The organism is Flavobacterium sp., from assembly GCF_044349645.1.
GTDB lineage: Bacteria > Bacteroidota > Bacteroidia > Flavobacteriales > Flavobacteriaceae > Flavobacterium.
This window is the reverse complement of the sequence record NZ_JBIKQP010000031.1, coordinates 1-24400: the sequence shown is the minus strand read 5'-3', so window position 1 is coordinate 24400 and position 24400 is coordinate 1. Positions and strand designations below refer to the sequence as shown.

Below are 24400 nucleotides of genomic sequence, written 5' to 3'. Positions count from 1 at the left end.
ACTATTAAAATCCTTACGATAACTAAATATGATTACAATTCAATTCATTTTTAAACAAATGTAATATTTAATTAGTAAATTTGTTATGTTTAAAAACCTCAACACAGTAATGAATCGATTTGTATTCATAAATTTATAATAAATAATAATTTACATGAAAAAAGTCCTATTCATTTTACTATTACTTTCAAGTTTTTTTTCCTTTTCACAATCCTCATCTTGTGTAAACGCTGATTTCGAACTTGGAAATTTCAATGGTTGGAATGGACAAACTGGTTCATGTTGTCCAATAAATACAACTCCTTCAACAATAATTGCGGGAAGACACACCATAATGAGTGGGACTGGAACAGATCCTTATACTTGTAATACAGTTCCTGTTGTAGCTCCTGGAGGTCTTTATTCTGCTAGATTAGGTAACTCTAGCACTGGTAGACAAGCAGAAAAATTATCTTACACTATACCAAATGTAACTTCTTCCAATGCCCTATTTATTTATAAATATGCTGTTGTATTTCAAGACCCAACCCATACAGCAATAGATCAACCCCGATTTGAAATAAAAGTTTATGATTCTACTAATCAAATTATTGACCCAACATGTGGACAATATTCGGTGGTTTCAAATTCAAGTATTCCGGGATTTCAGACTTGTTCAACTAGTTTATCTGCCTCTCCAATAAGATATAAAAACTGGACAACCGTTGGTTTAAATTTAACTCCCTACATCGGAAGAGGGTCAATAACAATTGAGTTTGCAACAGGAGATTGCGATTTAGGTGGTCATTTTGGTTACGCATATATTGATGCTTATTGTTCGCCGCTTTCAATTACAACCATATACTGTTCAAATTCTACAAGTGCAACCTTATCTGCACCTCCAGGATTTAGTTATTTATGGAGTACAGGTGAAACTACACAAAATATTAATGTAACTAATCCAACAGTAGGCGCAATTTATACCTGCGTACTAACTTCAGTTACAGGATGTATAGTAAATTTATCAACCACATTATCAATAGGTGACCCAGTAGCAGATTTTAGTATTACTAATAATTGTTTTACAAATACCGTTTTTTCAAGTGCTTTATCTGTAACTCCAGCACCTTCCTCTTTTACAAATTTCCTTTGGAATTTTGGAGACGGAACAACATCTACTAGCCCTAACCCAACTCATTCTTATCCTAACCCAGGAAATTACAATGTAACTTTGACATTAACAAACAGCTTAGGTTGTGTAAGTGTGAAAAATGATACAATAAATGTTATTAATGTTCCTACAGCGACAATAGGTTATACTTCGCCAAGTTATTGCATTGATAACAGCAACCTACAATCATTAACTTTAACCGGAACCGGTGCTTTTACTGGAGGAACTTATACTTCAATTCCAGCAGGATTGACTTTAAATTCAACAACGGGAGAGATAACGCCCAATACAAGTTTACCTAACAATTATACAATAACCTATAACGTTTCAAATAATAACGGATGTAATCCTTTGCCGGCGACCACTTCAGTAGCAATTACTGCAATTCCAACTGCCACAATTACTTATGCTGGTTCTCCTTTTTGTGCTACTTTAGCCACAGCACAAGCAGTAACTTTAAACGGAACAGGAACCTATACTGGTGGGACTTATACTTCAACTCCCGCAGGTTTATCTCTTAATGCTTCTACAGGTGCTATTATTCCTAGCACTAGCACACCAGGAAATTATGTGGTTACTTACACTACATTAGCATCTGGAGGTTGTGCTTCAATACAAACTACAACTAATGTTACAATTACGGCTGTTCCAACAGCTACGATTGTTTATGCAAATTCTCCATTTTGTACTACTTTAAATTCTGCTCAAGCTGTTACCTTAAATGGAACTTTAGCCTATACTGGAGGTACATTTACCTCAACAACTGGTTTGACTATAGATGCATCTTCTGGAGATATAACCCCTAACACAAGTACTCCTGGGAATTATGTAGTTACTTATTCAACATTAGCTGTTGGCGGTTGTCCTTCCGTTCCTGTTACAACAAATGTGGTGATTACCGCAACTCCAACAGCCACAATAACTTATGCTGGTTCTCCATTTTGTGCTACTTTAACCACAGCACAAGCAGTAACTTTAAACGGAACAGGTTCTTTTTCTGGAGGATTTTACACTTCAACTCCTGCTGGTTTGTTTATTAATTCAACTACAGGCACAATTACACCAAGTACAAGTGCTCCGGGCAATTATGTGGTTACTTATACAATAGTTGCATCTGGAGGTTGTGCTCAAGTTACAGCTACAACAACAATTATTATTAATCCAATTCCGGTGGCAACCGCAATTCAATCAGCGAATACAATTTGTTCTTTATCTTCAACTACAATTTCTTTATCTAGTAATCTTGTAGGGACAACTTTTAATTGGACAACAATTCAAACAAATGTAACCGGTGCAACAAATGGATCTGGAAACTTAATAGGTCAAACGCTTACTAATTCAAGCTTTACGCCAGGAAATGTGATTTATGAAATTACACCTACTTCAAATGGATGTGTGGGAAGTCCAATTCAATCAACAGTTATCGTAAATCCAATTCCAGATGCAATTGCAAATCCCAATTCACAAAATATTTGTTCTGGTCAAAGCACTTCAATTAATTTAACCGGAAATGTTCTTGGAACTACTTTTAATTGGACTGTAAATCAAACAGATATTGTGGGAGCTAACCCAGGAAGTGGCAATTCTATAAATCAAATTTTAAATTCGAATTCAACCAATTTCGGAATAGCAGATTACACTTTAGTACCTACAGCCAATAATTGTATTGGAAATCCTATAAGTGTTCGAATAAATATTACACCTAAACCTGTAATTGTTGCCACTCCAAACCAACAATTAATTTGTTCTGGCGATACCATTATTCCTATTAATTTAACAAGCAATATCACTGGAACAACCTATAATTGGTCTGTAATTCAAACGAATGCAAATGGAGCAAGTAACGGTATTGGAAGTATTATTTCTCAAACATTAACGAATAACAATTCTATACAGGGTGAAGTTTTATATAATATTAATTCTATTTTAAATAATTGCCCAGGAAATAGCACTACGGCATTAGTTAAAGTAAATCCAAGACCAACAGTAACCTCTAATTCTATAAATCAGGCGATTTGCTCTAATGAAAATACTAATATTACCCTTTCAAGTAATCTTTCAGCAACAACATTTTCATGGCTAGTAACACAAAATAATGTAACCGGGGCCTTACCAGGTTCTGGAAATAATATAAATCAAATATTAGTAAATAATAATCTAACACAAGGATTAGCTACTTATAATGTTACTCCCGTTGACTCCGGCTGTATCGGGTTGCCATTATCAATTCCTGTAATTGTAAAACCAATACCTCAATTAACTAATATTACCAATCCATCCATTTGTAGCAATCAAACAACTACTATTCCTTTAACTTCAAATGTAAGTGGTAGTACTTTTTCATGGACATCCATTTCCTACGGGCCTACAGGTGACTCCAATGGTACAGGAAATCAAATTGCACAACAACTACAAAACTCAGGAAATTCAATAGGTCTAGTTAATTATACTGTTTCGCCTACATCAAATGGTTGTACTGGAAACCCTGGTATATTTTCTGTAAGAGTACTCCCATTACCTAAGCCAATTTTAACAGATGGTTCTATTTGCGTAAATGCTTCAGGAAGTGTAATCCAAAACTATTTACTTGACTCTGGTTTAGGCAATTTAAACCATACTTTTATCTGGACTTTTAACGGAAATCCAATTCCAAATTCCTTTCAAAGTACTTACTTAGCTTCAGTAATTGGAACTTATACAGTTGTTGCCACCAATACAATTACTGGCTGTGTATCGTCACCTGCTGTTTCAGCAATTGTTTCTACTGCAAATCCTGCTATTAGTTTGTATGCATACGTTGAAAACAACATATCCAATAGTGCGAGTGTTACTGTTGTAGTTAATAGTGGAACTGGACCCTTTTTATACCAACTCGATAATGGTCCGTTTCAAGCCTCAAATGTTTTTACTTTAGTTCCTTCTGGATTACATACTATTACCGTTCAAGATGCTTTTAATTGTACTAATTTAAAAACCTCCACTTTGGTAATAGATTTCCCTAATTACTTTACACCAAATGGTGACAACTACAATGATTATTGGAATATTTATGCAATTCAAAACCAACCTTCTGCTAAAATTTACATATTTGATAGGTACGGAAAATTAATTACTCAATTAAACCCTTTAGGCCAAGGATGGGATGGAAATTACAACGGAAATCCTTTGCCAGCAACAGATTATTGGTTTGTATTAGAGTATATTGAAAAAGACAGTAGCGGATCAAATGTTTGGAGAACTTTCAAATCACATTTTTCATTGTTAAGGTAATTTGCAATCAATAATCGTTAAATACTATTTTCAATTATTGGAACACTTTGTTAATTTAAGATTATTTCAAATACAATTTTGATAGATATACAATCAATAATTTAAAAGTTTACTTAAAAAAGTTTACTACATTTGATATTCTATTTCTTAAAATATAGAACGTTATTTCACAATCCTAAAGAAATGGAAATCAAATAAATTATTAAATCTATGTTTAGAAAAATAGCAATTATATTTTTATTCTCATTGAGTAGCGTAATTATCGCGCAATCTTCTATCCCAGTTATTCCAAAACCAAAGTTAGTTTTATTAGAAAAAGCCCCTTCGTTTTTAATCACAAAACAAACCGTTTTAATTGCGCCAAAAGATAATCCAGAAGTTCAATACCTAAAGGAAATAATTAAAGAACAACTCGGTTATGAGTTGGCAACAAATACTATTTCCAAAAAGTCAAATAATTGCATTGAATTGTCATTGAATCCATTACAAAAAATGGATATCGATGAATATAAAATCAACATTAAGGCAACAAAAATAAAAATTGAAGCCAGCAATTCAGAAGGGCTTTTTTATGGGATTCAAACATTGAATCAGTTGATTGATCAATATTCTAGTACCAATTCACCAATTCCAGCTTTAACAATTAAAGACCAACCTAAATTCAAATGGCGAGGAATGCATCTTGATGTTGCAAGACACTTTTTTCCTAAATCAGATATCAAGAAATACATCGATTATCTAGCTTTATATAAAATGAATGTTTTTCATTGGCATTTAACCGATGATCAAGGGTGGCGAATAGAAATAAAGAAATACCCAAAACTCACCTCTATTGGTGCCTTCAGAAAAGAATCTATGGTTGGGCATTACAACGAGCAACGCTTTGACGGAAAGCCCTACGGAGGATTTTATACCCAGGATGACATTAAAGAAATTGTAGCTTACGCAAAAGAAAAACACATCACAGTAGTTCCTGAAATTGAAATGCCAGGACATGCAACGGCAGCTTTAGCCGCTTATCCGGAGTTTTCTTGTACTGGTGGCCCATTTGAAGTTGGAACAAAATGGGGAGTTCTTGACGATGTTTTTTGTCCAAACGAAAACACATTGAACTTTTTAAAAGCAATTCTAGATGAAGTAATACCTCTTTTCCCTTCTGAATACATTCACATTGGCGGTGACGAATGTCCCAAAACAAGATGGCATCAATGTGAAAAATGTCAAGCATTAATTAAAGAAAATGGACTAAAAGACGAACACGAGTTACAAAGCTATTTTGTCACTCAAATTGAAAAATACATAAATAAAAAAGGGAAGAAAATTATTGGTTGGGATGAAATCCTTGAAGGTGGTCTAGCTCCAAATGCCGCCGTTATGAGTTGGCGTGGAACCGAAGGGGGTATTGCTGCTGCAAAAGCGAAGCACTTCGTAGTTATGAGTCCGGGTTCGCATTGTTATTTTGATCATTATCAAGGCGAACAAAAAACGGAGCCATTAGCAATTGGTGGATATACTACTTTAGAAACGGTTTATAATTTTAATCCAATTCCAACAGAATTATCTGCTGAGGAAAGCAACTATATTTTGGGTGCTCAAGGAAATGTTTGGACAGAGTACATGGAAGATTTTGCGAAAGTAGAATACATGGCAATGCCAAGAATGGCAGCATTAGCAGAAGTACTTTGGGGAAAAGATAACTCATCAAATTACACCGATTTTAAAAACCGATTGCTACAGCATTTTTCACTTTTAGACAAAATGAATGTGAATTACAGCAAGGCTTTATTTGAAGTAAAAGCAAAAATTTCAGCATCAAATTATCATTTACTTAAAGTAGAATTAGCAGCCGAAAATCCTTCTTCTTCCATATTTTACACTTTAGACAATACCAATCCTAACAATACTTCTATATTGTATAGCCAACCCATTATAATTGAAAAAAACACCACATTAAAAGCAGCAAGTTTTGATTCAAATGTTCAAAAAAGTGCTGTTTTAGAACAAAAATTTGAAATTCATTTGGCAACAGCCGCAACGGTTTCTTTAAAAGACGAACCGAGCAATTCTTATAAAGCAAATGGTGCGTTTAGTTTAGTAGACGGAATGTATGGCGATAGGGGAAAATTTGGTAGGGATTGGCTAGGATTTTCAGGTAAAGATGTATTGGCGACCATTGATTTAGGTTCAGTAAAAAAAGTACAATCAATAACAGTTGATGTATTATCAAGTCCCGCAAGTTGGATTTATTATCCTAAACAAATTTCTATTTCTTATTCAGAAAACGGAATCGATTATTCTGCTGAAAGTACTATTTCAGTTAAAGAAATCGAAAGTTCAAAAGGGGTCGTGAAAATTGAAATTCCAACAACTTCTATTCGATTCATTAGGGTAAATGCATACAATCAAGGGAAAATACTTGAAGGAAATCCTGGAGCTGGTGAACCGGCATGGTTATTTATTGACGAAATAAAAGTAGAATAATGAAAACAAGAAGAGATTTTATTAAAACAGCTGCTGTTGCAGGCGTAGGATTGGCATTTACAGGAGTAAAAGCAGAGAATAGTTTGCGTTTTCCAACCAAAATAAACAAGCCAATTGTAGTTTCTACTTGGCGATTCGGAATTGATGCCAATGCTGCCGCATGGGAAGTTTTGAAACAAAACGGACGGGCTTTGGATGCAGTTGAAGCTGGAGTAAAAATCCCAGAAGGCGATCCATCAGAACGAAGTGTGGGCTATGGCGGACGACCAGATCGAGACGGGCGGGTTACCTTAGATGCTTGCATTATGGATGAACAATCAAACATAGGTTCTGTGGCTTGTTTAGAACACATAAAACACCCCATTTCGGTAGCCAGAGCGGTTATGGAAAAAACGCCTCACGTAATGCTTGTGGGTGATGGAGCGTTGGATTTTGCTTTATCGCAAGGATTCAAAAAAGAGAATTTATTGGTGGCCGATTCAGAAAAAGAATGGAAAGAATGGCTTAAAAAATCTGAATATGTACCGAAAGCAAATATTGAAAATCACGACACTATTGGAATGATTGCTTTGGATGCCAATGGTAATTTATCTGGCGCTTGTACCACAAGTGGAATGGCTTTTAAAATGCACGGCCGCGTTGGCGATTCTCCAATTATTGGCGCTGGATTGTATGTAGATAACGAAATTGGTGCTGCAACTGCAACTGGCCATGGAGAAGAGGTAATTCGAATTGCGGGTTCTTATTTGGTTGTTGAATTAATGCGCCAAGGCAAATCTCCGCAACAAGCATGCGAGGAAGCGGTTCAACGAATAATTAAATTGACAAAGGCACGAAATAAGAATTTAACCGATATACAAGTTGGTTTTATCGCACTAAATAAATCAGGTGAAGTTGGTTCGTATTGCATTCAAGGCGGGTTCAATTACGCAGTTTATGATACTACAGGAAATAGATTAATTGATGCGCCATATTATTTAAAATAGAACTATGAAATTAGAAGTTGCTTGTTTTAATCTAGACTCGGTAGCTGTTGTTGCTCAAAGCAAAGCCGATCGCGTTGAATTATGCGATAATTTTGAAGAAGGCGGAACTACACCAAGTTTAAAGGATACACAAAAAGCAAGACTTTTATTTTCCAAAGAATTACTTGTAATGATTCGACCAAGAGGGGGTGATTTTAACTATTCAGAGGAGGAATTTAATCAAATGAAGCTATCCATTTTAAACTTTAAAAACACAGGTATTGATGGTTTTGTTTTCGGAATTCTAGATCAAAATAACCTTGTAGATTTCGAAAGAAATTCAGAATTGGTTGCTATTGCAAAGCCATTACCTTGTAGTTTTCATAGAGCTATTGATTATACAAATGACTATTTTGAAGCAATAAATACTTGCATTACAATTGGTTTTAAAACAATATTGACCTCCGGAAATAAATCCAAAATTGAGTTGGGAATGGAATCGGTTAAAGAGGCGATTATTCAATTTGGAAATCAAATAGAAATTATGCCCGGTGGAAGTTTACGAGCTGCAAATACAACCTTAATAAAATCGATTACTAAGGCAAACTATTATCATTCTTCAGCAATTACCGATGCGTCACAAATTGCTAATCTATTTGAAATTAATGCACTTAAAGATTGTCTTAAAAATGATTAAAAAACTGTATTTAATTTTACTATTTTATTCGGTTTATGGGTGGTCCCAAAATTGGGAGCGTTCCCTTTCAAAAGAAAATTGGAAGGTTCAGAAATTTTCAGATAATGTTTGGAGTAAAGCACACATTCCAGGAACTATACACACCGATTTGTTTTTGAATCATCAAATTCAAGATCCATTTATTGGAAATAACGAAAAGCAATTGCAATGGATTGAAGAGCAATATTGGGTTTATCAAACCAAATTTACTATTTCAAAAAAAGAGTTAACTGCTCAGAATAAGGAACTTGTATTTTACGGTTTGGATACCGACGCTTCGGTTTATCTGAATGATTCATTGATATTGGTAGCGAATAATATGTTTAGAACTTGGCGAATACCAATAAATAGATTCATCCATATAGGTAAAAATACACTTAGGGTTGAATTTGAATCGTCTTCACAAAAAGCTAAAAAAACAGCTGCCCTCTCCCCTTTTGTTTTGCCTGGTGATGAAAAAGTATATGTTCGAAAAGCGCCCTATCAATTTGGTTGGGATTGGGGACCTCGTTTTGTAACCGCAGGAATTTGGAAGAATGTAGCTATTCGGTTTTGGAAATCAGTCCAATTGGAATCGGTTTCCTATTCTCAAGAGAAATTAAATGATACTATTGCAAAATTGAAAATTAAAACAACCATAAATTGTCAGAAACCAGGTATTTATTCGATTGAAATTAATAACAAAACGAAATATGTTTCTCTAAAAAAAGGAATTCAACTAGTCGAAATTCCCTACCTAATAAATAATCCAAAAAAATGGTGGCCCAACGGATTAGGGAAACAAAACTTATACAATTTCTCTATTCGAATTAGAAAAAAAGGAGAACTATTAGATAATAAGAAATTACAAATTGGGCTTCGAACAATCGAATTAGTTCAAGAAAAAGATGCTATCGGTAAGAGTTTCTATTTTAAAGTTAATGGCAGAAAGGTCTTCATGAAGGGGGCAAATTATATTCCGCCAGAATCATTTATGCCAAAAATGACTTATAAAAAATATGATAACATAATTGAAACCGCTGTAAAATCGAATATGAATATGATTCGAGTTTGGGGCGGTGGAGTTTATGAAAATGATGACTTTTATACCTTGTGCGATCAAAAAGGAATTTTAGTTTGGCAAGATTTTATGTTTGCTTGCGCATTGTTTCCAGGAGATGAATCCTTTATTTCCAATGTAAAACAGGAAGTTCGTGACCAAGTAATTCGTTTGCAAAATCATCCTTGTATTGCACTTTGGTGTGGAAATAACGAAGTAGATGAAGGCTGGAAAAACTGGGGTTGGCAAAAACAATATAATTATTCAAAAAGCGATTCAACTACTATTTGGAACAATTACCAACGGTTATTTGAAAAAGAAATTCCCGCAGTTTTAGATTCTATAGTTTCCAAACAGAACAACCACTATTGGCCGTCCTCCCCTTCTATTGGCTGGGGAAAAAAGGAAAGCCTGACGCAAGGCGATTCCCATTATTGGGGTGTTTGGTGGGGAATGGAACCGTTGGAAACCTACTCCAAAAAGGTGGGACGATTTATGAGTGAATACGGATTCCAAGGAATGCCAGACTATAGAACGTTTCAATCATTTGCGAAAGCTAGCGAAATGAACTTAACTTCTGAAGTAGTGAAAGCCCATCAAAAGCATCCTACGGGTTTTGAAACGATTCAAACTTATATGGAGCGAGATTATAAAGTTCCTACCAATTTTGAAAATTATATTTATGTGTCGCAATTACTACAAGCTCGGGGTTTTAAAATAGCAATTGAAGCCCATCGATCAGCAATGGCCTATTGCATGGGGAGTTTGTACTGGCAACTCAACGATTGTTGGCCTGTAACTTCGTGGAGCAGCACCGATTATTATGGACGCTGGAAAGCGGCGCAATACCAAATAAAACGATCGTTTGAAAGCAAATTAATTGTAATTAAAAAAGATATAAATACGATAAAAATTCAAATAGTTAATGATGGATTAAATGACGAAAAAGGAACGCTAAATTGGAGAATAATCAAATTTGACGGAACAGAAATAAATAAAAATTCAAAGTCCATTTTATTGAATTCCAATTCGGTAACTAATGCAACGGAGCTTTCAATTTCAGAAATTCCAGACCGTAAATTATGGAATGATTGTATGCTTTATGTCGAATTCATTAATTCCAAAGGAGAGAAAACCTTGGCGAATTATTATTTTGTTTCCCCAAAAGAATTAATCCTTCAAAAACCGAATATCACTTATAAATTTATTGACAACAATCACGTTGAACTTTCTACAAATACCTTAGCTAAAGACGTTTACATACAGGGAGAAGGATTAGAATTTGACGACAATTACATAGATTTATTGCCTAATGAAAAAAGAGTAATTGCTTTCAAAGGAAAAAAGGGATTGTTGAGGATAAAGTGTTTGAATGAAATGTAGCTAATAACTATTTTCAAAACGAATAAAAAATTATTAATATTGAAAAATTATATCTATAAAGAAATTTGATTTATTAAAAAAATATAAGTTGGTAGTGAGTATTTTTAACACTAATATTTTAATACCCTATTTATTAATTGGTATTTTGACAGCAATTATGCTTGATATTTATATTAAAAATAAAAGTTACAACTTGCCTAAAATAAATAGAGATATTGAGTTGTATTATGTGCAGGTCTATTGTAACAATTATATTTATTGGGCATCTATTAAAAATAAAATATAACTTTGAAAGTTAAATATTCAAATTAATATTACGATAACTAATTGAAATCAAAATATAATTTATTCACATCACAAATCATAAATTAATAAAATGGCTGTTACGGATAATAAAATAATTTCAAAATTAATTGATTTGATTAAATTGGCACTTGGATTTAAGCACAAGCCGCAAGTAATATGTTCACAATCAAGAGTTAGCTGTGAAGCTATATTAAAAGAAATTTATAAAAGAGAAATTGGGCAAATTCCCCCAAAAACAATGTTTGACACCTTATTTAAATCAATTTTAAAAGAGAAGCCAGGATTAATTCCAATGAGAATTACATCGCTTATTGGTACAATTCAAATTTATGGTAATATGGCCTCTCACCCACAAGATGAATTGGAAGAATTATCTCACGTTCATGCAGAGATGATTGAAAAAGCACTTACCGGCACATGCAATTGGTTTTTTAATGAATATTTAAATATTACTATAGAAGATAAATTATTTGATTCTCAAACTAACAATATCGAAAATGCTCAATTAGAAAATTATTCAGATTTATTACATTCGGCACTTGCGGATAATATCCTTGAACTGGAAGAATATGAATCACTCATTGAAGCAAAGGAGAACATGACTATTCCGATTGAAACTGCAATTGATATAGAAAAAAAAGTAGCTTTAAAATTATTAAATAAAAACATAAATAGTTTAAGTGATATTCTAGCAAAAGACGACTTAGAATCATTCAGAAAATTTGATGTAAATAAAGATGAAAAACCGTCTTGGGCTATAAAATCAATTGAAGAAATAAATAAATTAGATGATGACGAGTCAATTAAACAACTTTTTAAATATTATTTTGATGAAATTAAAATAGACCAGCCTTTTGCTAATAATCAGATTTTTAACTTATTAGGTTGCTGGCAAGGATGGTATTTTCAATATTCTTCTAAAACTTATTTCGATTTAATATTTTTAGCTCGAACAAAATCTGAAATTATTGGATTTTCAATTGAACCAATTAATCCAAGTTGGAATCATGTTCAAAATGATGACAAATATTTATTTGCAGAAATTTCAGGCCAAATAAATGACGATATTATATTTTCGTACAATAAAAAGTATTTATTTCCAAATTCATGGACTATAAATTACAATGGTGTAATTTTAGATGACGGACAATTTTTTGAAGGCGAGTGGAATATCAGAGAACTAAACGGTTCATTTAATGCTATAAAAACTAGATCTTTACTACCAATTAGAATTTTTGACACTAATTTAAAAATACCAATTGTTAAAACTACTTATTTAGACAACATTAAAATATTAGCATCTACATGGTTAATTCAATTTGTTGGAAAAAATACAGAGATTGGATTACTTCATATTATTGAAATTGATTATAAAATATATGCAAATATTATAACTTCTGAAAACAAAGAATTGAACTTGATTTATTGTGAAGGGAATTATGAAGAATTGGCAAAAGTAAAATTAGAGAGCGTAAATAATGTATTCGGGAATTATCCTGAATTCAATATTAGATTTTCTATTGATTGGAATAATAATACAATAAACGGTGTAATTAAAGACAGCGTTTACTTAATGAGAGCTTTTAAGGGATATAAAATATAGATTATGAAAATACTAATTTCATCATTTGGACCTTTTCATAATTTTGAAAATAATCCAAGTGAATTAATAATGAATGATTTAAAACATGAATTTAATTTCCATTTAAAGAAATCAATAGATTGGAAAGTCATTCCGGTTACTTACAAAGCTGTTGATGCTTTATACAACGATATTATTATTAATAAATACAATTATATTATTCACCTAGGGGTAGCTACTAATTTTGATAAATTAAGAATAGAGATTAATGCTCATAATTCAATTTCGGGTAATGATATAGATGGATTTGAGCCTGGAAGTCAAATAATTAATAATGGAAACGATATTATTTCAAGTAATTTTCCTTTCGAGGTTATTGATTATATTTTAAATAAATATAAAAATGAAGTAGTTATTTCAGATGATGCCGGACGGTATTTATGTAATTATATATATTATAAAAGCCTTTACCATTTCAAAAATGAATCTAAAGTTATTTTTATTCATATTGCAGATTTTAAAAATAATAATAAAGCTCTTTCAATAGAAATCCAAAAAAAAATAATTAATGATTTTGTGGAATATTTAATTCATAAAGAAAATCAAAATTTAACTTAAATTTTTCTGGTGAAAGAAGTTTATATAAATAAATCCTATGTATATCTTAAATAATTGCAACAATGTAGGCTAGGGTTTACATCCGAAATTCTATCAAAAAAAGTCTAATGTTTAGTAAATTATTCTATTTATTATTTCTTTCTTTTTTTAATCCACTTTAATATGTTTTTCCTAAAAACATAATAGCCAACTCCAGCTCCAAGAATAATTACGATTGAAATAGTGGTTAACCAATAAATTTCTGAACTCCAGCCCAGCATTTTTTGACCTTCAATTAAATAATCATAAACGGGTTGAATAGATGAAACGGAAGTAAGCAGAGTTACAATTCCTAATATTTTATTGGTTTTATCTTGCTGTTCCTCTTGAATTTTTTGTCCAACTGTAACGATTTTCTCATTAAGTACTTTTAGCTCATTTTCAATATCCAAAGCAGTTTTAATTTTGTTGAATATTTCAGTAGGTAAAAAATTATAAGAGATATAATTAAAGTAATATTTGGACATAAAATCGTGAAAAATTGATCTTCTGTCATCGTCTAAATCAGAAATGTCATAGTTGAACTTAAATAACTGATACTTTAAAAACAAACAGTATAAATAAATTCCATAATAAACGGTTGAGTAGGTTTCTTTTTTCAAATTTTGGTCTAATATCTTATTGCCAACTACTGTGAAAGTGTCAAGTAGTGCTAAACCTTCGTAGTTATTAAATACTGAAATTGAATTGTTTTTTACTAATCTATCTATGTATTCTTTGTCCATTGAATCATAAGAATTCCCTATTGCAGAGCCTATTCTTGATAAGGTACCAATATCAAAAAGAAGGGATTTCATCGTTGCCTTTTCAACTAACTCTGGAATATCTAAAACCATAAACAATTTATATTTAGTGCCCGAATACTCATCCACTTTAATCGATTGTCCTTTAGTAATAGACCCTAATAAAATTTCACTTTCTATAAACTCATGCCACTTAGTATATTTGTTATTTTCTATTTTCGTTTCAAAATTTCTTGCTAAATAAGCGGCATCTGAAAATTTTGATATGCCTACAATTTCAGATTGTATTTCTAAATTTAATGTAAACAAGCCAAAACCTTCATCAAACAAATCCAGACGGGTTTCAGCTATTTTTAGTTGAACTTTTTTATCGCCTTTGCATAAATCAATAATTGGATTTACTCCATATTTAAGAATTAAAATTTCATGCCTTGAAATGTCGTTACTATAAAATTGTTTTCTGAAATCTGGATAAAAATAATCTTTATAGTAAATTAAATCATCCTTTCTATATTTCAGGTTTTCGTATGATGAATTCTTTGCTTTTTTTGAAAATTCTTTGTCATAATTAAAAACCCCTGTAATTTTTAAGATGTAATTTTCAATTGAATATTGAGTGTAATCTTGAGTCATAATTTCTATTTAGTTGTATTCCAAATTTTAGAATAATAAATTTATTTAGCGTTTTTATACCCCGCCTCCGACTTTTTTTTAGTGAAATAAACAATTAAATCGGCTTCATCCTTGCTTTTAACTTCAAATAAAGTCATTGCATTTTTAAAAAGCACCGGATTGTCAACAATATACCATAGTCCCGCTCCAATAGCTTCTTCGTATTTCTTAGTTTTATATACAAAAAGATTCGCTTGAGTAGGTTGACTAGTTATAAATACTCTGTATTTTGCTGTAAGTGGATTTTTTATAAACTTCACTATTTGAGCGTTAACATTAAAAATGGTAACTATAAATATTAATAATGGTAAATAAATTTTTTTTTGTAACATAAAATTTAAATTAAAATGCGGAATTAGAAAGAATTAAAAAACGTAATAATAACAAATATAAGAATTCAATTGAATTATTTTTAAAACTTATTCATCCAAAATTATTGTCAAAATAGTCAAAACACGTCTATAGTTTCCTATTTTTGATAAAAAAAAGATTCCGTTTTAAGAAGGCATTTAGTGATTAAAGCGAATTATTGGATTATTATATCAATTACCGGAATAAAAAAGAAATAATGGCTTTTTTAAGATACTACAATATCATTATTTCCTACCGAACTTTGGAACGTGATTTAAAACAAATTAATCAAGTTCTCAATATTGAAGTATAATATAAAAAGGCTACGGCTATAAATTTTAATCTTATGAAACGGATTCACATATTATTTTCACTAAACCTTTTTTTCAATATAATTCAAAGGAACTAATTATTGGATTTGAAAACGATTTTTATCATAATTTCTAAATAAATAATTTGAAAACACTAACTTTCATTACATCATATCCATTTCATTATGACAAATATAATATTGATAATAGACAAATACTTTATAATTAAAATAATATTTATCCACTAAATTACTTCAAAACTATTTTGATAATTAATCATTGTCTCTCTGTTTTTGACTTTAAATGGCAAGCCCTGATAGGAAACGTTCTGAAGTAAGTATTTATTCTTTAGTTCTAGAAGTATGAATTGGATGTCTTCGGGATTAAAATTGGGAATATTAATTTCATAGCTTTTGATGAATCCAATGTCCTTTTGTTCAACATAAATTCCTGGATTTAATTCGTCTTGAATGGCAATTCGCTCCACATCATAAAGTGGGAAAAGTAGAATTAAATCGTCAAAGTGAAATTTTGATATTCGCTTTCCGTCCAAAATTATTTCAATTTGATTTTTAGGCGTATTCAATAATCCGGTAATTTTTTTTCCAGGCAAATTCCCAAGAGATGGAATGGTTGGGATTTTTAAATTATAATAAAAAAAAGGATTTAAAAGAGCCGCTTTCAAAGTCAAATTCATTTTGGCAGCCACCTCAATGCATTTCTCGTATTCATCAGCAGTGCATTCGAACTTTTTTAAAGTCCAACTTTCGCCATGAAAATTAATTTTGAGATTGTGCATAAAGTCTGTTTTGTTTTTAATTATAAATATATATAATTTTATTAGTTTTTATATATTTGTTAAAGTTATTAAGTATGTTCTTAATAAATTAATATAATTAGCAATATTTAAATAGCTAGTATGAAAACTATTTTACAGAATGAAAAACTGATATTTTTTCTAATTTTATTTAATCTAATTATAATTTACCTTCATTCATTTGAATTATTTCAACCTTACTACTTCTATTTTGACTTAATAGATATCTTTTTGACACTGTTTTTTGCAGTTGAAATAGCGCACTCTATAATTTTTATTGACAAAAGTTTTTCAGTTTATTTTAAAAGTAATTCGAATAAACTAGATTTTATTTCTGTACTATTGTCTTTACCAAGTATACTAATTCTTATAGATAGTGAATTTGAAATTTTGTCAGGTTTTATCGCCCTTCGATCGTTTAGATTATTTAAAACCTTGCGTATTATAGAATATATTCCAGGCGGAAAAAAGATAACTAACAAAATACTGAGTGCGTTTAAAGGAGTAACATTCATCTTATTTGCATTTGTAATTTTCACAACTGTAATTTCTGTAATTTCAGTTAGTTTGTTTAAAAATATCGCTCCATTGTATTTTAGTAATGCCTTTGAAAGTTTTTATACCATTTTCAAAATATTTTCTGGAGATGGGTTTTCAGATGTGGTTCGTGAAATTCAAATTCATTCATCTGAAGGATTTACTGTATTTGCTAAACTATATTTTGTATTAATTGTATTTCTAGGTACCATTTTGGGATTATCACTAGTAAATAGTATTTTCATCAATGAAATGAGCACTATTGTTGATGAAGTGGATGAAAATAATGACATAGCAATTGATGAATTAAAAGCACAAATTAATTTACTAAATAACAAACAAGATGAAATTATGGAAAAGCTTAATCAATTAATGGAGGAACAGGACAAAAAATCTTAAAATTTAATTTAGTTTTTTCAAATTTAGACTATCTTTTTAAAACTAATTTCATTAATTATTTAGAAAAAATGTTAATTATTTTAAAATAATTTATTAGCTTTGAGAAGATTTAATAAAAACTAGTTGAGTCTTGAAACAACATTAAAAACGGGGCGTAATCCGAAAAGCCACAATGAGTAGGAAAAAATCAAAAAATAATACTATGAATTACTATTTTAAAGTTTTACAAAATTATGCAACATTCAGTGGTCGTGCAAGAAGAAGCGAGTATTGGTATTTCTTTCTTTTCAATGTAATAATTTCATTTTGCTTTGGATTCGTATTCGGGCTATTGGGTTTACCAGAATTTGCGAACCTATATAGTTTAGCCGTTTTAGTTCCATCTATTGCTGTGGCTGTTAGAAGAATGCATGATGTTGGTAAAAGCGGTTGGTACATTTTAATTCCAATTTACAACTTGGTATTAGCTTGTACTGAAGGTGATCACGGCGACAATCAATATGGAGCTAATCCTAAAACTGAAAATTTATAATTTCAAACCTTTATAAAGTTCAAATAAAAACCCACTAAATTTTAGTGGGTTTTTTTATTATTTGCAACAACGAATCAAATTAAATACTCCATCACCGATTTCCAATCAGGGAATTTTTCACCACCAAATAAAATTAATTCGCCGACAAATTTATCAGCTCCATTTTTTTCTCTATCATCAATAAGATAATGACCGTGATTCAAGTGTTTGTTGTGAGATAAAATTAGTCTCTTATGTGCGTGTTGACCGAGGTATTTTTTCACCCATTCTAGTTTATCATTTAACGCAGTAGAATTTTCCCAAGGAGAAGTAGAAAGAATGTAGGTGTCGTATTTTGAACACAACTGAATATAAGATTCTATGGCATTATCCATAGGATCCATTTTTGAAAATATATGGGGAGCTTCATCGTATCTCCCTTTATATATTTCCAACTCCTCTTGCGATAATCTAGCTATTCCAGTACTAAAATCAACAAGAACATTATCCATGTCTACATATACTATTTTTTTCATAATTAAGTTCAAAGAAATCAAACTGTGAATTTAGGAGCTTTAAAATTTCAATAAATATTTAAAAAAAACCTCTTTTATTCAACTTTGATTCTCTTATAAATAACCCCTTTATTATTGGTTAAGGTTGAATAGTCTTCACTAAAAATCCAAGAAACCTCTTTATTATTCAATTCAATTAATCCACTTGCTTTGTTGGTATCAATTGTATTCCAGGTTCCATTTAGATCTAACATTTTTGTAAAATCTTCAGAATTCGTTTTGCCATTCATTAAGTAGGTGGTATTGCGAAAAATACCATCGTCAAAAGCCAAGGTAGCATACACTTGCGCCTCTACATTAATGGATTCCCAAATGTAACCATTGGAAGTCCCAATATTTGGAATTAAAAACGAATTGTTACTATTAGTAGCTGACTCGTTATTTTCTATGACTTCATTTTTATTTTCGGCACTACTATCTTTCTGCGAACACTTTTTTGCTAAAGCATCAAATTTTGCACTTACTATTGGATTCTCGGACATATTTACCTTTTCCCAATTCTCTACCCCTATTTCATTACTAATAGCATCCCTACAAGCATCCTGGTTTTCTTTATTCCAATCTGAATTTCCGGGCTCTGTTAAACACCTACAAACATCTACTGCTTTGGATTCAGTACCGCAACTAGTTGCTAAAAATGAAAACATAAAAAGGATTGGGATTATTTTTTTCATAAAATAGTTATTTAAATTAGTGAAATATCGTAAAATGTAAATTAGCAATAAATTGTAATTCCATTTTGTTTGCTAATTTATAAAAAAATAGAAAGGTTTTATACTTTATATAGGTACAATTAGTTAACGTGTAATCTCTCTTTTTTTAACCTCAAAACACGCAAACAAAATCTATCATCTATTATAATGTTTCTAGAAATAATTTTCTTTTCTCTGAAATTAATATAACTACCTTTGTTTGTGTTTTAAATTAATCAATAAAAGCAAAATTGTTTTTGATTTAACAACATCATAAATAAATTGCAATTCTTTCTTTGGATAAAAAAGCTATAAATATTGTTTGGTTCAAACGTGACTACCGTTTAATAGATAACGAGGCATTGTATTCTGCACACCAGTCAGAAATACCGCTTTTATTTATTTGTTTTTTCGAACCTTCCGTCATGAGCTACCCCGATTCAGATGTACGTCATTGGCGATTTATTTACCAATCGATAGAAGATTTAAATCAAAAACTAAACCCTTCAAATTCTAAAATCTATTTTTTTCATAACGAAGTAAAAACCGTTTTTTCAGAATTGATTAAAAAATATGAGATTAAAACCGTTTTCTCCCATCAGGAAATTGGAAACAGTATAACGTATAATCGCGACATTGAAATGATTAATTTCTTTCAAAAAAATGATATTTCTTGGAAAGAATTTCAGATGCATGGAGTGATTAGAAAACTAAAATCGAGACAGGATTGGGATAAAAGATGGGAACAAGTAATGCGTGACACCCCAAAAATTATAAAAGAATCCGAATTAAAAACAATTGAATTGGATCCTGAATTTTATGATTCAATAAAAGGTAAAACACTACCAACAGAAATTACCACTCCCAATAAAAATTTCCAACAGGGTGGCGAATATTGGGCGTGGCGTTATTTGGATAGTTTTGTGAAAGAACGCTATGTAAATTATAGCAAACACATTTCAAAACCTGCTTTGAGTCGAAAAGGCTGCAGCCGATTGTCTCCCTATTTGACCTACGGAAATATTAGCATGCGGATGATCTATCAATATACGAACCAGCATTATGAAACTTCCAAAAACAAACGTGCGATTCTTAATTTTGTTTCCCGATTGCATTGGCATTGTCATTTTATTCAAAAATTTGAAGATGAATGTTCAATGGAATTTGAAAACGTTAACAAAGCTTACGATGCTTTAGTTAAGCCAAAAAATGAAAGCTACATTAAAGCGTGGCAAGAAGGTAAAACCGGTGTCCCTATTGTGGATGCGTGCATGCGTTGTTTAGTGGCAACTGGTTATATTAATTTTAGAATGCGAGCCTTGGTAGTTTCCTTTTTTACTTTCAACTTGTGGCAAGATTGGCGAGAATTACACTTCCTAGCACGACAGTTTTTAGATTACGAACCGGGTATTCATTATCCTCAAATTCAAATGCAATCAGGAACAACAGGAATAAATACTATCCGAATATACAATCCTATCAAAAACTCGGAGGAACATGATTCAGAAGGTGTTTTTATCAAGCAGTGGTTGCCGGAATTAAAAGAAGTGCCCATTGAATTGCTTCATGAGCCATGGAAAATGAACGAAATGGAACAACAATTTTACAACTGTATCATTGGGAAAGACTACCCTGCTCCTATTGTAGATATTGAAGAAACTAGAAAATACGCTACCGATATTGTTTGGAGTTTCCGAAAAAAAGACGAAGTAAAACAAGAAGGAAAAAGGATTTTACAAAAACACGTTAATAATCCTAACTGGAAAGTAAAGAAGAATTGATTTTCATAGCCCCATAAAAAGGTCTGCTCCAGCAAAATCAAAGTTATTGACATTGAATTGATTATACGTTTAATAAGTGGATCGGTACGTTAACTAATTGGATTGCAATGTTTATAATAAATGTTAAAATATGTAAAACAAATTATTAACTTTGAGGAGTTTAAATTATATAAATAATGAAAAAATTAATCCCTCTCATTTTATTTCTTTTTTCAATAAATTATTCATTTTCTCAATCTAGCGTTAATGCTTCTGGAAACACTTTTATTGCAGGAACTTCAAGCATTTCATACACTTTAGGTCAAATAGATTTTACGAATTATAGCAATGCAACTACTGTTATTTATTTAGGGGTTCAACAACCACAAAATGGTACTCCAAAAATTATTACACTAGAAAGTATAAACCCTGAACACAATTTAGTATTTACTGCCTATCCAAATCCAACCTTTGATAATATTAAAATTCACCTTAGTAGTTTAGGGACCATCTATAATTATTTTCTTTTTGATACCTCAGGAAAGTTAATTAAAGAAGGGAATTTTAAAGATAATGAATCAATAATTTCCTTAGAAAATTTCCCCACTGCTACTTATTTTTTGAAAGTTATTTCAGAAAATGGATTTGAAAAAAACATAAAAATAATTAAAAATGAAAAATAAATTCATGAAAAAGTCATTAGCAATTCTGGCCATTTTACTTTGTCTACAAATGGGTTTTGCACAGGCGCCACAAAAAATGTCCTATCAGGCAGTGGTTCGAAATAGTTCAAATACGCTTGTTGTTAATTCTCAAGTTGGAGTTAAGATCACCATTTATTATTTCCCAACTGAACGCTCGTCTGCACGTTGGATAAATGTTTACATCGAATCACATGTTGCTACTACCAATCAAAACGGGTTATTTTCAATTGCCATTGGAACAGGAACTCCAATATCTGGTGATTTAAGTAGTGTGAATTGGTCAACCAATGAGTATTATATAAAATCTGAAATTGATGTAAGTGGAACACCTCCCTATACTAATTACACAATCAAAGGTAGTCAACAATTAATGAGTGTTCCCTATGCCTTCTACGCTAATCAATCAGGAGGAGGAAAAGCGTTATTAAACGGCACTACCGACCCTCAATCCAATATTGGAACACCTAGTGACTTTTATATCAATACCACCACTAACAAAATTTTTGGCCCAAAAACAGCTACAGGATGGCCTACTAATGGAGTTTCATTAGTAGGACCTCAAGGAATTCAAGGTGCTATTGGAGCAACTGGACCACAAGGACCTATTGGTTTAACGGGAGCAACTGGTGCAACGGGACCGGCCGGGCCTCAGGGACCTATTGGATTAACGGGAGCAACTGGTGCGAGTGGACCACAAGGACCTATTGGATTGACAGGTGCTACAGGACCTCAGGGAACAATTGGTTTAACAGGAGCTACTGGTGCGAGTGGACCACAAGGACCTATTGGATTAACAGGCGCTACAGGACCTCAGGGAGCTGTTGGATTAACGGGTCCACAAGGACCAATTGGATTAACGGGTGCGACTGGTCCACAAGGACCTATTGGATTAACAGGGGCTACTGGTGCAACGGGACCGGCCGGGCCTCAGGGACCTATTGGATTGACAGGTGCTACAGGACCTCAGGGAGCTGTTGGATTAACTGGTCCACAAGGGCCAGTTGGATTAACGGGTGCGACTGGTGCGACTGGACCACAAGGACCTATTGGATTAACAGGGGCTACAGGAGCAACTGGGGCTACAGGAGCTACAGGACCTCAGGGAGCTGTTGGATTAACTGGTCCACAAGGGCCGATTGGATTAACGGGTGCGACTGGTGCAACTGGACCACAAGGACCTATTGGATTAACAGGGGCTACAGGAGCAACTGGGGCTACAGGAGCTACAGGACCTCAGGGACCTCAGGGACCTATTGGATTAACTGGGACTACAGGAGCACAAGGAATTCAAGGAGTTCCAGGTCCAACAGGAGCAACAGGATCAAATGGTACCGATGGAAAAAATACATTAGTAAAAACAACAATTGAAGCAGCTGGAGCCAACTGCGCAACAGGGGGTACAAAAGTAGAAATTGGATTGGATTCAAATTCAAATGGTGTATTAGATACTGCCGAGATAAATACTTCATTAACGAAATACGTTTGTAATGGTGCTGTTGGAGCAACTGGACCTCAAGGTATTCAAGGGGCAACAGGAGCAACAGGCTCTCAAGGACCTATTGGATTAACCGGTGCAACTGGATTAAATGGAACTAATGGTATTAATGGTTCAAACTCATTAATTAATACTACTTCAGAACCCATAGGGACAAACTGTGCTAATGGTGGAACTAAAATTGAAGTAGGAATTGACGTAAATAGTAATGGTTTGTTAGATACTGATGAAATAAATAGAACATTAACTAAATATATTTGTAATAATACTCCGCAAAACACCTTAAATTCAGGCTCATCATTTTCAAATTTTATAAAATTTTCAACAGCAGGTTCATTTACTTGGACTGTTCCACAAGGAGTAAATAAAGTACTTGTTGAATGTTGGGGTGCTGGAGCTAGTGGTGCTAATTCGGGAAGTTTTTTCGCTGGATCGGCAGGCGGATATGGTAAAGGTATTTACAATGTTACAGAAAACACAGACATTACAATAACAGTTGGCTCGGGAGGCACTATGAGTACAAATGCTCATGGAGCCGGTGGTAACAGCTCGTTTGGGACTCATATAACATCGACAGGTGCTTCAGGAGGAGGTGCAGGAAGCTCTCAACCTGGAAATTCAAACGGAAATATTATTGCATTAAAAGGAGGAAAAAATATACATATACCGTCTTCATCAAATACTTTTATAAAAGGAGGGGATGCGCCAATTGGTGGATATGGTGGAACTGCATATTCAGCAAATGATGTTACTGGTGGTTCTCCAGGCGGTGGAGGGGCGGGTTTATGGACTCAAGGTACTTCAATTGGAATATTTAATGTACTAACAATTGGTAATGGTGGTAATGGTATGGTTATAATTTATTGGTAAATAAATTATCAAATTGGTTTTGCAACAATAGTTTAATCTGTTATGATGGAATGTTCCAGATGTTTTTACAAGATTCTTTACACAAACCACTTGGAAACTAAAACAAAGGGCAGTTATGAAAAATAACAGCCCTTTTTTGCTTTCTGCGCTCCCAATATTCACTCGCGAACTTATTACTAATAACCATAGGACTCAATTTCATGTTGTGCTCTTCCCCTTGCTTATACATTCCAAACGTTTAATAAGTGGATCAGTACGTTAACTAATTGGATTAGAATGTTTATAATAAATGTTAAAATATGTAAAACAAATTATTAACTTTGAGGAGTTTAAATTATATAAATAATGAAAAAATTAATCCCTCTCATTTTATTTCTTTTTTCAATAAATTATT

17 protein-coding genes are annotated in these 24400 nt (G+C 32.3%); 12 read left to right on the top strand and 5 right to left on the bottom strand.

Going from position 1 to position 24400, the window contains the following annotated elements; genetic code table 11:
• Window positions 1–154 precede the first annotated feature (154 nt).
• The 7 genes from AC9UFV_RS07350 (at window position 155) to AC9UFV_RS07320 (ending at window position 13530) form a co-directional block, all read left to right on the top strand.
• Window positions 155–4420, top strand: coding sequence for a PKD-like domain-containing protein (locus AC9UFV_RS07350; RefSeq protein WP_509574385.1), 4266 nt, complete (start codon window positions 155–157; stop codon window positions 4418–4420).
• Between the two features lie 210 nt (window positions 4421–4630).
• Window positions 4631–6901 carry a glycoside hydrolase family 20 protein gene (locus tag AC9UFV_RS07345; RefSeq protein ID WP_509574382.1) on the top strand — a complete coding sequence of 757 codons (2271 nt, stop codon included), beginning with the start codon at window positions 4631–4633 and terminating at the stop codon, window positions 6899–6901.
• Window positions 6901–7887, top strand: a complete 987-nt coding sequence (locus AC9UFV_RS07340; protein WP_509574380.1) for an isoaspartyl peptidase/L-asparaginase family protein — start codon at window positions 6901–6903, stop codon at window positions 7885–7887. Before AC9UFV_RS07345 ends, AC9UFV_RS07340 begins: the two co-directional genes overlap by 1 nt.
• 4 nt (window positions 7888–7891) lie before the next feature.
• Window positions 7892–8563 carry a copper homeostasis protein CutC gene (locus tag AC9UFV_RS07335; RefSeq protein WP_509574378.1) on the top strand — a complete coding sequence of 224 codons (672 nt, stop codon included), beginning with the start codon at window positions 7892–7894 and terminating at the stop codon, window positions 8561–8563.
• The gene (locus AC9UFV_RS07330; RefSeq protein WP_509574376.1) at window positions 8556–11024 is read left to right on the top strand and encodes a beta-mannosidase; all 2469 of its coding nucleotides are present in this window, start codon (window positions 8556–8558) and stop codon (window positions 11022–11024) included. Before AC9UFV_RS07335 ends, AC9UFV_RS07330 begins: the two co-directional genes overlap by 8 nt.
• 376 nt (window positions 11025–11400) lie before the next feature.
• On the top strand, window positions 11401–12933 hold the full coding sequence (locus AC9UFV_RS07325) for a hypothetical protein (protein WP_509574374.1): 1533 nt from the start codon (window positions 11401–11403) through the stop codon (window positions 12931–12933).
• A 3-nt stretch (window positions 12934–12936) separates the two neighbouring features.
• Window positions 12937–13530, top strand: a complete 594-nt coding sequence (locus AC9UFV_RS07320) for a pyroglutamyl-peptidase I family protein (protein ID WP_509574372.1) — start codon at window positions 12937–12939, stop codon at window positions 13528–13530.
• Between the two features lie 131 nt (window positions 13531–13661).
• Here the strand turns inward: AC9UFV_RS07320 and AC9UFV_RS07315 are convergent, their stop codons facing one another.
• The 3 genes from AC9UFV_RS07315 to AC9UFV_RS07305 all read right to left on the bottom strand — a co-directional run bounded on the left by AC9UFV_RS07315 (window position 13662) and on the right by AC9UFV_RS07305 (window position 16445).
• Window positions 13662–14945: a hypothetical protein gene (locus AC9UFV_RS07315; RefSeq protein WP_509574370.1), complete on the bottom strand. Its 1284-nt coding sequence runs from the start codon at window positions 14943–14945 to the stop codon at window positions 13662–13664.
• Between the two features lie 41 nt (window positions 14946–14986).
• Window positions 14987–15316, bottom strand: coding sequence for a 7(1) septoil knot domain-containing protein (locus tag AC9UFV_RS07310; protein WP_509574368.1), 330 nt, complete (start codon window positions 15314–15316; stop codon window positions 14987–14989).
• Window positions 15317–15890: 574 nt separating this feature from the next.
• Window positions 15891–16445: a hypothetical protein gene (locus AC9UFV_RS07305; protein WP_509574366.1), complete on the bottom strand. Its 555-nt coding sequence runs from the start codon at window positions 16443–16445 to the stop codon at window positions 15891–15893.
• Window positions 16446–16565: 120 nt separating this feature from the next.
• Here AC9UFV_RS07305 and AC9UFV_RS07300 point away from each other — a divergent pair, with 120 nt between their 5' ends.
• Both AC9UFV_RS07300 and AC9UFV_RS07295 read left to right on the top strand, forming a co-directional pair.
• Window positions 16566–17399 (top strand): ion transporter, encoded by an 834-nt coding sequence (locus AC9UFV_RS07300; protein ID WP_509574364.1) that lies wholly within the window; start codon window positions 16566–16568, stop codon window positions 17397–17399.
• A 202-nt stretch (window positions 17400–17601) separates the two neighbouring features.
• Entirely contained in the window at window positions 17602–17931 is a 330-nt protein-coding gene (locus AC9UFV_RS07295; RefSeq protein ID WP_509574362.1) for a DUF805 domain-containing protein, read from the top strand.
• Window positions 17932–18005: 74 nt separating this feature from the next.
• Here the strand turns inward: AC9UFV_RS07295 and AC9UFV_RS07290 are convergent, their stop codons facing one another.
• On the bottom strand, window positions 18006–18446 hold the full coding sequence (locus AC9UFV_RS07290; protein ID WP_509574360.1) for a 5' nucleotidase, NT5C type: 441 nt from the start codon (window positions 18444–18446) through the stop codon (window positions 18006–18008).
• Window positions 18447–18520: 74 nt separating this feature from the next.
• A complete protein-coding gene (locus AC9UFV_RS07285; RefSeq protein WP_509574358.1) occupies window positions 18521–19159 on the bottom strand; it encodes a hypothetical protein in 639 nt (212 codons plus the stop codon).
• Window positions 19160–19473: 314 nt separating this feature from the next.
• Between AC9UFV_RS07285 and AC9UFV_RS07280 the strand changes: the two genes are divergently transcribed.
• From AC9UFV_RS07280 to AC9UFV_RS07270, 3 genes are all read left to right on the top strand, one after another.
• On the top strand, window positions 19474–20958 hold the full coding sequence (locus AC9UFV_RS07280; protein WP_509574356.1) for a cryptochrome/deoxyribodipyrimidine photo-lyase family protein: 1485 nt from the start codon (window positions 19474–19476) through the stop codon (window positions 20956–20958).
• Window positions 20959–21134: 176 nt separating this feature from the next.
• On the top strand, window positions 21135–21620 hold the full coding sequence (locus tag AC9UFV_RS07275; protein WP_509574353.1) for a T9SS type A sorting domain-containing protein: 486 nt from the start codon (window positions 21135–21137) through the stop codon (window positions 21618–21620).
• Entirely contained in the window at window positions 21610–24006 is a 2397-nt protein-coding gene (locus AC9UFV_RS07270; RefSeq protein ID WP_509574351.1) for a DUF7151 family protein, read from the top strand. Before AC9UFV_RS07275 ends, AC9UFV_RS07270 begins: the two co-directional genes overlap by 11 nt.
• Window positions 24007–24400 lie beyond the last annotated feature (394 nt).

Bases quoted from the DNA above. Each gene is read 5' to 3' on its own strand.
- AC9UFV_RS07270 (WP_509574351.1), top strand. From the start codon at position 21,610: ATGAAAAATAAATTCATGAAAAAGTCATTAGCAATTCTGGCCATTTTA.
- AC9UFV_RS07320 (WP_509574372.1), top strand. From the start codon at position 12,937: ATGAAAATACTAATTTCATCATTTGGACCTTTTCATAATTTTGAAAAT.
- AC9UFV_RS07335 (WP_509574378.1), top strand. From the start codon at position 7,892: ATGAAATTAGAAGTTGCTTGTTTTAATCTAGACTCGGTAGCTGTTGTT.
- AC9UFV_RS07315 (WP_509574370.1), bottom strand. From the start codon at position 14,945: ATGACTCAAGATTACACTCAATATTCAATTGAAAATTACATCTTAAAA.
- AC9UFV_RS07340 (WP_509574380.1), top strand. From the start codon at position 6,901: ATGAAAACAAGAAGAGATTTTATTAAAACAGCTGCTGTTGCAGGCGTA.
- AC9UFV_RS07305 (WP_509574366.1), bottom strand. From the start codon at position 16,445: ATGCACAATCTCAAAATTAATTTTCATGGCGAAAGTTGGACTTTAAAA.
- AC9UFV_RS07350 (WP_509574385.1), top strand. From the start codon at position 155: ATGAAAAAAGTCCTATTCATTTTACTATTACTTTCAAGTTTTTTTTCC.
- AC9UFV_RS07285 (WP_509574358.1), bottom strand. From the start codon at position 19,159: ATGAAAAAAATAATCCCAATCCTTTTTATGTTTTCATTTTTAGCAACT.
- AC9UFV_RS07290 (WP_509574360.1), bottom strand. From the start codon at position 18,446: ATGAAAAAAATAGTATATGTAGACATGGATAATGTTCTTGTTGATTTT.
- AC9UFV_RS07300 (WP_509574364.1), top strand. From the start codon at position 16,566: ATGAAAACTATTTTACAGAATGAAAAACTGATATTTTTTCTAATTTTA.
- AC9UFV_RS07325 (WP_509574374.1), top strand. From the start codon at position 11,401: ATGGCTGTTACGGATAATAAAATAATTTCAAAATTAATTGATTTGATT.
- AC9UFV_RS07295 (WP_509574362.1), top strand. From the start codon at position 17,602: ATGAATTACTATTTTAAAGTTTTACAAAATTATGCAACATTCAGTGGT.
- AC9UFV_RS07310 (WP_509574368.1), bottom strand. From the start codon at position 15,316: ATGTTACAAAAAAAAATTTATTTACCATTATTAATATTTATAGTTACC.
- AC9UFV_RS07345 (WP_509574382.1), top strand. From the start codon at position 4,631: ATGTTTAGAAAAATAGCAATTATATTTTTATTCTCATTGAGTAGCGTA.
- AC9UFV_RS07275 (WP_509574353.1), top strand. From the start codon at position 21,135: ATGAAAAAATTAATCCCTCTCATTTTATTTCTTTTTTCAATAAATTAT.
- AC9UFV_RS07330 (WP_509574376.1), top strand. From the start codon at position 8,556: ATGATTAAAAAACTGTATTTAATTTTACTATTTTATTCGGTTTATGGG.